The organism is Lysobacter xanthus, from assembly GCF_047159895.1.
This window is the reverse complement of record NZ_BAAGAB020000095.1, coordinates 1-8,060: the sequence shown is the minus strand read 5'-3', so window position 1 is coordinate 8,060 and position 8,060 is coordinate 1. Positions and strand designations below refer to the sequence as shown.

General features: G+C 62.6%; 9 protein-coding genes. All 9 read right to left on the bottom strand.

The genetic code is table 11. The features are described from left to right. Positions 1-216: 216 nt before the first annotated feature. Positions 217-426, bottom strand: coding sequence for a hypothetical protein (locus ACY35P_RS14515; RefSeq protein WP_462116551.1), 210 nt, complete (start codon positions 424-426; stop codon positions 217-219). Between the two features lie 471 nt (positions 427-897). Beyond that, positions 898-1,395: an ester cyclase gene (locus ACY35P_RS14510; RefSeq protein ID WP_462116550.1), complete on the bottom strand. Its 498-nt coding sequence runs from the start codon at positions 1,393-1,395 to the stop codon at positions 898-900. A 579-nt stretch (positions 1,396-1,974) separates the two neighbouring features. Next, positions 1,975-2,514 carry a hypothetical protein gene (locus ACY35P_RS14505; RefSeq protein WP_462116549.1) on the bottom strand — a complete coding sequence of 180 codons (540 nt, stop codon included), beginning with the start codon at positions 2,512-2,514 and terminating at the stop codon, positions 1,975-1,977. 89 nt (positions 2,515-2,603) lie between these two features. Then, positions 2,604-2,906, bottom strand: a complete 303-nt coding sequence (locus ACY35P_RS14500; RefSeq protein WP_462116548.1) for a hypothetical protein — start codon at positions 2,904-2,906, stop codon at positions 2,604-2,606. A 733-nt stretch (positions 2,907-3,639) separates the two neighbouring features. After that, complete coding sequence (locus ACY35P_RS14495) at positions 3,640-4,164, bottom strand: hypothetical protein (RefSeq protein ID WP_462116547.1); 525 nt, start codon at positions 4,162-4,164, stop codon at positions 3,640-3,642. Between the two features lie 17 nt (positions 4,165-4,181). Further along, positions 4,182-4,598, bottom strand: a complete 417-nt coding sequence (locus ACY35P_RS14490; RefSeq protein WP_462116546.1) for a hypothetical protein — start codon at positions 4,596-4,598, stop codon at positions 4,182-4,184. Positions 4,599-5,185: 587 nt separating this feature from the next. Beyond that, the gene (locus ACY35P_RS14485; RefSeq protein ID WP_462116545.1) at positions 5,186-5,488 is read right to left on the bottom strand and encodes a hypothetical protein; all 303 of its coding nucleotides are present in this window, start codon (positions 5,486-5,488) and stop codon (positions 5,186-5,188) included. A 533-nt stretch (positions 5,489-6,021) separates the two neighbouring features. Continuing rightward, positions 6,022-6,417 carry a hypothetical protein gene (locus ACY35P_RS14480; protein ID WP_462116544.1) on the bottom strand — a complete coding sequence of 132 codons (396 nt, stop codon included), beginning with the start codon at positions 6,415-6,417 and terminating at the stop codon, positions 6,022-6,024. Between the two features lie 384 nt (positions 6,418-6,801). Further along, complete coding sequence (locus ACY35P_RS14475) at positions 6,802-7,239, bottom strand: OmpA family protein (RefSeq protein ID WP_462116543.1); 438 nt, start codon at positions 7,237-7,239, stop codon at positions 6,802-6,804. Positions 7,240-8,060 lie beyond the last annotated feature (821 nt).

The window sequence follows — 8,060 nt, the reverse complement described above, 5'->3', positions numbered from 1 at the left end:
TCCCTGGGCCCGAGAGCGGGCGCTTGAGCCGTCCAGTAGCAGTCGTAGGCTGCATTCTGTTGTTTGAGCGGCCCCACGAGAGGACGCGAACGAGAACTCCCGACGCCCGGTACCGCGAGAAGAAGAACCAGTGCTGCAACCGCTACTACTCTCACGTCAGCCCCCTAACACCTGAGTTAAGCCGCGCCGCGAAGTGGCGTCGGCTTGGACGAATTGTTAGGCAGCAACCCGGACAAGCTGGCTTACCACCTGCAGAACATTGCGATCGCTGAGGCCGTTGCTGTATCCAGAATCCCACACCTCTTCGGCCCAGCGCTGGTAGCCGAAGTATTGCTCAGCTCCGGCGGCAGCATCAGCCATGCTGTCCACTGCCGACCGAATCAGCGCGACATTAGGCGTGTAGAGCGGCTCCCTGACGGCGAGCATTAACGCTTGGCGGACTTCGTGCCCTACGGGACGCTAGACCCGCACGAAAACGTCAGGCGGCACTTCCTGCTTCCAAACGGTGTTCCAGTCCGGGACCCAGACCTCGGTACCGGAGAACTGCACGCCTGGTTCCGAGGCGTATTTCTCCGTCCATTTTTCGTTGTTCTTTGCGTTCCAAACCATGCGGCCGAAGGGTAGCGAGCCGGAGGTACCGGGCAGGAACTGGCTCGACCGTATAGCCGCGTTGCCAGGTGACAGTGCGATCACCGGGTCCAATGCCGCAAAGAAGTGTTTCCAGCACAACCATCTATAGATAGCCGGCTCTGGCGACGTCCAAGTAAGGACGTGAAGAGCATATCGAGCGCGGGGCCACTGCATTGTGCTGCCTAACACCTGAGTTAAGCCGCGCCGCGAAGCGGCGTCGGCTTGGACGAATTGTTAGCTGCCGTACTTGAATGCAGCAAATTCGACTTACGGCTGCGAGAGCTTCCGCATAAGTGGAGCCGCATCTGAGACCTCCCAGTCCGCGGCAATCTTGTCTCCCCGAATCTCCAGGAAGACCGCTACTGGTAGGTCCATTGTCCGGCCGGTTGGCTTTTCACCGGCGAAGCTGCCGCTGTGCGTCCCGTGCCCGGCGATTAGGACTGCTACCCGATTGCCTTCCACAATCATTTGGACCGGAGTGTTCGTCCAGTCCGGCGAAGCGGCATGAGCGGTCTGATTTCCCTTCCGAAAGGCTTCCCACGTACGTTCACTAAAACCCGTTGCCGTAACTACATGGTGCCTGTAGTCAGCAGTGACCATCTCATCAAGCGCGGCCCAGTCTTGCCGGTTTAGGGCGTCCAGAAAACGAGTGGCAACCGCCCTTGTGGCTTCAGTTGGCGTAGCGACGCTGCGGGATGGGCCGCTCGCACACGCAGATGCCCCGACTATTGCCGTAAGTAGCGCGAGGTGCAGAAATGCTTTCACTGACGGTCCTCGAAGTTATGGGTTTAGGCAGCTAACACCTGAGTTAAGCCGCGCCGCGAAGCGGCGTCGGCTTGGACGAATTGTTAGGCCACGCTGCCGTACAGCCACGGCGGCTAAGCCCAAGGATGGAGCGTGCAGATTACCGACAAGTGCGCGAATTTGCCGACGGCGATGCCGACCAATAACGCCGGAGGTGGCAGGAGTAGAGGGAGGAGTTCCTGCCGGCTGCGGAACGCTCCCGACACCGAGAGCCGATAGGCGACCGCAGTGCACGACGCAAGAATCAGGAGACACGCGACAAGCGACGGCGTGTGCACAAAGACGAGAAACCCGACCCGCATTGCAGCGGACACCGCGCCGGCAATGAAGCCATTACACGCAACGATGTCGTATCCCCAGACGGCGAAAATGGTGGTGCCGAAGCCCGCGAGCAAAACCAGGTGGCCGTGGGATGGTGGTAGGCGAGGTTCCGGCTCGAACGGCGGTGGGTTCGGGCTAGCGTGGTGTTCCATAGCGTGGCCTAACACCTGAGTTAAGCCGCGCCACGAAGTGGCGTCGGCTTGGACGAATTGTTAGGGCTCACCGGATGAACTCTGCGACCACTGCCGGCGACAGGAGTCGCTTGATGATCCACCCGAACAGCACCGAGAAGCCGACTGCGAAAAGAACGCTAACCGCTGCCACGGCAATGAAGAAGGGCCCCATATCCGGCCCACCTTGGCCCGCCGCCGCCGAAAACTGCTCCCGCATGGACGAGAACATGGAGAACTGAAGGGCGAGGCCTCCAACCTGCCAAAGAATCGCGAGCGAGAGGAGGCCGATGAAGCTCAGGCGGGCCCAATTGCGGCGCCTCAGCAGGCCGATGGAGCTGGCCAGCATGAAGGCAGAGATCAGCAAGAACGCTAGGAAGAACCATTGAAAGTGGGTGGCCATAAACGCAGCAAAGGGCGGAGCCCCCGGCGGCGGCGCCTGCATGGCTTGGGACACTTCGGGGCTGCGAAACACGGTTTGAACCATGATGTTTTGCAGAATGGAAATCACAGTGCCGAAGCCCGAGAGGGCAATGAAGATCCAGGCGACGACGGTGACGAACGTGGATTGCTTTCGATCTTCAGACACGGCATTTCCCCTGATAGTTTGCAGTGAGCCCTAACACCTGAGTTAAGCCGCGCCGCGAAGCGGCGTCGGCTTGGACGAATTGTTAGGGCTCATGGCGTGTAACCCCAAATGAACCGGAGAGCGGCCCACGCGGCTGCAACCAGTATGGCGGGGCAGAGCCAGCCGAAGCGCTGTGCGATGACGGTAGTGCTGTGCTTAGCCGACGCTGGCGGCGGAGAGACGAGCTGTTCGCTCGATTTGGCCCACCCCACATTTGCGGCCCACCCCGAGAGGATCGCGACTGCGGCGGCCACCGCCGCAGGCAGATGCAAGCGGAGGAAAAGCAGAAGAAAAAGCAAAATAGGTGCCAAGATCGCCGCTGCTAAAACCACGTGTGCGTTGTTCTTAGTCATGAGCCCTAACACCTGAGTTAAGCCGCGCCGCGAAGCGGCGTCGGCTTGAACGAATTGTTAGAGCCCACACGACCTTACCGGCAAGCCCCAACTCCACAGTGCGGAGAATGCCACGGCCGGGGGACTGGCAAGGTGGCTGGGCGCGAGCCGAGTGGACTCGGAGCGCGTGCACTTTCGAGCGCCGCTCGAGGTCAGCGGGTACCGATAAGGACGCCGGGCCGAGCGGGCGATCCGAGGCGCCGCCTGGCGGAGCTTGGGACAGCCCGGTGCGAGGAAACCACTACGACTTCTTTCTGCAGTCGGTGGTGGGCGCTAACACCTGAGTTAAGCCGCGCCGCGAAGCGGCGTCGGCTTGGACGAATTGTTAGGCGCCGCCCGAAAAGCGTTGGGCACTGCCGCACCTACAGCCGCAGCGACAAGGAGGCCGGCCAGCCACGCATGGCTGAGCGCGAAAGACGGTAGCACTAGCCAGAATGCAGTAGCGACGCCGCTGGAGCCAACCGCACCAGCCAGCGAAGCAGCAGTCCACCCTCGGTTGAGAGGGCGACGGCTGACGACTGCTAAAAAAGCTAGCGAGCACACTAGCGCTGCTGCGCCGAAGAACAGGTACAGGCCAGCGTAGGCGCCAAGTGGCTCGGGGTCATTTGCGACAAGAATTGGCACAAGGAGTTGGGAGGCCACAAAAAAAGGCGCTGCAATTGCGAGAATCTTCATGCGATGCCTAACACCTGAGTTAAGCCGCGCCGCGAAGCGGCGTCGGCTTGGACGAATTGTTAGGCCGCAAGCCCCTTCGCCAGACTGCATAGAAGACCAGGGCGCCGACAAGCCCGTGCAGAGAAAAGTACGCGACTCCCTCCCAGTAACCGAGCCAGGCATAGCGCGTCGGAGCACCGTTGACGTAGGTTTCTACGTACTTCCCGTGCCAATTTTGACCGGCTGACAGACCTTCAAGCGGTCTCGGCCAAGACAGAGCGGCCGGCAGGCCACCTAGTAAAACACCTGCGATGCCGAGCGACAGCCAGCTGACGCGACTAAAGCGGCGGAGCACGAAGAAGAGCGGGACTCCAAACAGCAACACCATGGCCGCCGCGACTGCAACGACGGCGACAAGCACGAAGCCGAGACCGTACAGCGGGCTGGGCGACGCGATGTAGTCGGGTGCAAGCCGCGCAATGAACACAAGCGGCTGGACGAGCACTGCTGCCAGCGCCGCAATCCAGATTCTTGTAGAGCTCACGGGCGCCTCTGAATTTCCCATGCGGCCTAACACCTGAGTTAAGCCGCGCCGCGAAGCGGCGTCGGCTTGGACGAATTGTTAGCGGGCGACCGCACGGGCCGGCAGGCAAACAGGACCACGAGCAGCGAGCCGACCGCAAATAGGGCGCGCAGGCTCCAGTCCGCGTCGCTTTCGGCCGCGGCTAGCGCAGCGGGCGCCAGCCACAGAAGCGCGAGAAGAAGAGCGTTACCGCGCGCCAAGCGTGCAATGAGCCACTGGGTTGGCAGCAAATAGAAAAGTGCAAACGCTGCAGCCGGCAGATATATCCACGGCAGGGCCCGCGGCAAGTCTGAGAACTGGTGCATGGCGCAGCTGCGGTCAGCGGACCGGAACAGGGCGACATAGCTCGTGACCGATAGCGCAGCCAACGGTGCGGAAATTGCAGTTGCCAGAAGGGTTCGTCCCGTGGGCGACATTCGCATTGTTCCTTCCTGAGCCCGCTAACACCTGAGTTAAGCCGCGCCGCGAAGCGGCGTCGGCTTGGACGAATTGTTAGGCCTGCGCTGCACGATGTACCAGGCCCGGCCTTCGTGGGACGCAGTACCGACCATGTGGGATGGCGGCACGGCGCCAGCAACCTCTTCAGGCACCAGTTGACCCCAGACTACGTTAGGGAATGACACCGGGAAGGGCGAGCCGTTGGGGTTCTCTGAGTGGGCATATATGCCAGTGTTCGCCGTGTCTTGGCTCAGATCCGCCCAGACCTGTACCGGCTCGGTCCGCGCAGCGAGGCGACGTTCCAGGTACTGGAGCACCCGGACGGCAGCCGCGTTCACCATGAGGCGGTTCTCGGAGCACGAGTTACCTCGGCCGTACCAATCGAGATGTGTGTGCCAAAGATCGAACCAACTGGCTGGGTCAAGGCGATCGACGGAGCGCAGCGCCTTCGCTTCAGCGCGAGCCCAGTATCTCTCCATCCTCTTGCGGCGACGCCGATCCATCAAAGCGGGCCTAACACCTGAGTTAAGCCGCGCCGCGAAGCGGCGTCGGCTTGGACGAATTGTTAGGCCTCATGCTCGCTCAACTCGTACGCCTCTCGGGACCACGGTGCGCCCACCGACTCGCGGCACGCGAACCAGCCCGACGGCATTTCGGCGAGCTCCGCTAATGTGGGGTCGCGATCAACGGCGCCGCCCAAGCTCACGGTTACGCATTCATCTTCATCCGACAGCTCACCGTGCAGGAATTGCCACTCACCTTCGTGATCGTGCACGACAACGAGCACCGGCGCATTAGCCAAGGCGACTTTCGACGAGGTGAATGCAGCTGCGTTTACAGGGTCGGTAAATGGCCAAGGATGCTGCACTGGTGTCTCCGTGTGCGACTGATCGTGAATCATGAGGCCTAACACCGGAGTTGACCCGCGCCGCGAAGCGGCGTCGGGTTGAACGACTAGTTAGCGCCCGCCCGGATTGGGACAAGCGCCGCGAAAGACTTACGGCCCCGAGGATGCCACGGCCAGCCGGAACGGGAGCAGCCCGTGAGGCCGGCGCCGACGAGCGCGACAGTGGACGGCTAGCCGGGCCGCGCTGCGCAAGCAGGGCGGCAGACCGTTTCAGCGACGGCAGAGCGAGTGCGACAACCGCCGAGATGCCGCCGGGCAGGGTGCCGCGCTGCAGAAAGCTTGGCTGTGCGTTTCACCCAGCGCGGCACGCTGCGTGGAGCCGGCGAACTCTCCGGGCACGCGCGACGGTGCACGACAACTCGCTTGCGACGGCGCGGCACGTGGCGCCCAGCGCTGAGGCGCCGGAACCAAGCGCCGAAAACCTACGCCCTCACTGCGGGCGCTAACACCTGAGTTAAGCCGCGCCGCGAAGCGGCGTCGGCTTGGACGAATTGTTAGACCCCTGGCGCGAGAATACTCACGGTCCCGCTCTCCGTTCGCGTAACCGCGCCGTCTTGCTCGACCTTAATGGTGTAAGTGGCGCTCTTTCCGTCGGCGGAGATCGTGATTGAGGCACCTGCGGCAGTCGTATGCCCCATTCCTTCGGATTTGCCTTCGAGATATGTCTCCTGGCCGGCAGCCGCTTCTTCGGACAGCGAATCGATGACTTGGCCGGCGCGCGAATCGATGAGCAGCGCGGTTGCTTTATACAGCCCAGGCTTCGATCCAGGAGCGACGGAAACGATGATGCCGGGCTTGGCACCGATCCATCTTTCAGGGCTCACTGGAGCGGGTGCAGTCGCGTGGGCGAGCGAAACACTTAGAAGCAACATCGCGGCAAGAACTTTCATGGGACTTCCTTGTTGTGGGTAAAGGGGTCTAACACCTGAGTTAAGCCGCGCCGCGAAGCGGCGTCGGCTTGGACGAATTGTTAGAGCCCACACGACCTTGCGGGCGGGTTCTAACTGCATGGTGCGGAGAATGCCACGGCCAGCGACCGCGAGATGGCAGGGCGCCGATTCTGAGCGGAGCGGGCGCGGTCGGGCCGGTGCGCCTCCCCATGCGGAAAGGCTTGCGATAAGGATGCGGGGCCGTGCGGCGCTTGGCAGAGGCGGGTGGGAGCACGAGAGTGCTACCGCAGCGACTGACCACTACGGCTCTCATTGATAGCCGGTGGTGGGCGCTAACACCTGAGTTAAGCCGCGCCGCGAAGCGGCGTCGGCTTGGACGAATTGTTAGCGCCCAGCCGGACGTTTCTCAATGACCGCGCCGATCTCCACACGCCGATTCCTCGGGCTGGAACCATTCTCAAGCGGCCTGGCAGTGCCAAAGCTGTCGACCTGGAGCCGCTCCGGTGCGACGCCTTCGCGCACGAGCCAAGTGCGAACGGCCTCCGCCCGGGCACGAGCGAGGTCGCGGCAGCGAGAGCCGGTGCACTCGCCATCATCGGCGAAGCCCCAAACGTGTGCTTTTAGGGTCGGGTACTTGAGTAGGGCATCGCGGTCAGCGTAGAGGGCCGCCTGAGCTTCGGCGCCATCCAGTGCCCGAACAAGCTGAGCGTCTGCTCCGGACTGACCCAATTTGAATCGGATTTGCGGAGCTGGCTCGTGCGCGCTAGCAAAGATCGGTGCTGCCGCCAGCACGGCCGCTAGGAAGTTCCTCCCAAATCGCATATGACCTCCTATGGGCGCTAACACCTGAGTTAAGCCGCGCCGCGAAGCGGCGTCGGCTTGGACGAATTGTTAGGTGTCATGCCGGTCCGGCAGCAGCGCCGAAAACAGCACCACGACCCCCATCAGGATTAAGAGGATACCTGTCGGCACCCCGCCCCAAGTCTCGCATGCCCATGTCATGAGCCGACCAAGCAATTTGTGGCTCTTGCCGCACTCGTCTGGTGAGGCAAGCTGCGAACCCCCGAGCCAAATGCACGCCCCTCCGCCTGCTAGCGCAGCAACCACGCCTTGCCACCCATGCTTTGCTGCTTTTTCTGTTTCAGCGGCCGGAATCTCGCCCATGACACCTAACACCTGAGTTAAGCCGCGCCGCGAAGCGGCGTCGGCTTGGACGAATTGTTAGGCCAAGCTTGAACTCGCGCGACGCAGCGGGCAAGCCGGCGCGGTGCTGTTTCCGGAGCGGGAGCCGCAGTCTGGGGCGGGGAGGGCCGGCGGCCGGGGTTTGCGGATGCACCCGAAGTCCTGAGCGCCGCCAACCACCGACGCCAAGACTGGCCGGAGGTCGCAACGACGAGCGCGATGTTCAGCGTCGGACGCGGTGAAGGTCGAGCGCAGGAATCGGGTCGGCCGTGCGGCGGCGCAGGCGCTTGGGCCGCCAACGCGAGCTTTGGCTGTGCCGCGAGGAGCGGCGGCGAAACGATGGCGGTGACGCGCGATGAAGCCGCTAGCCCAACCGACCGAGGCCTAACACCTGAGTTAAGCCGCGCCGCGAAGCGGCGTCGGCTTGGACGAATTGTTAGAGCCCACACGACCTTGCCATG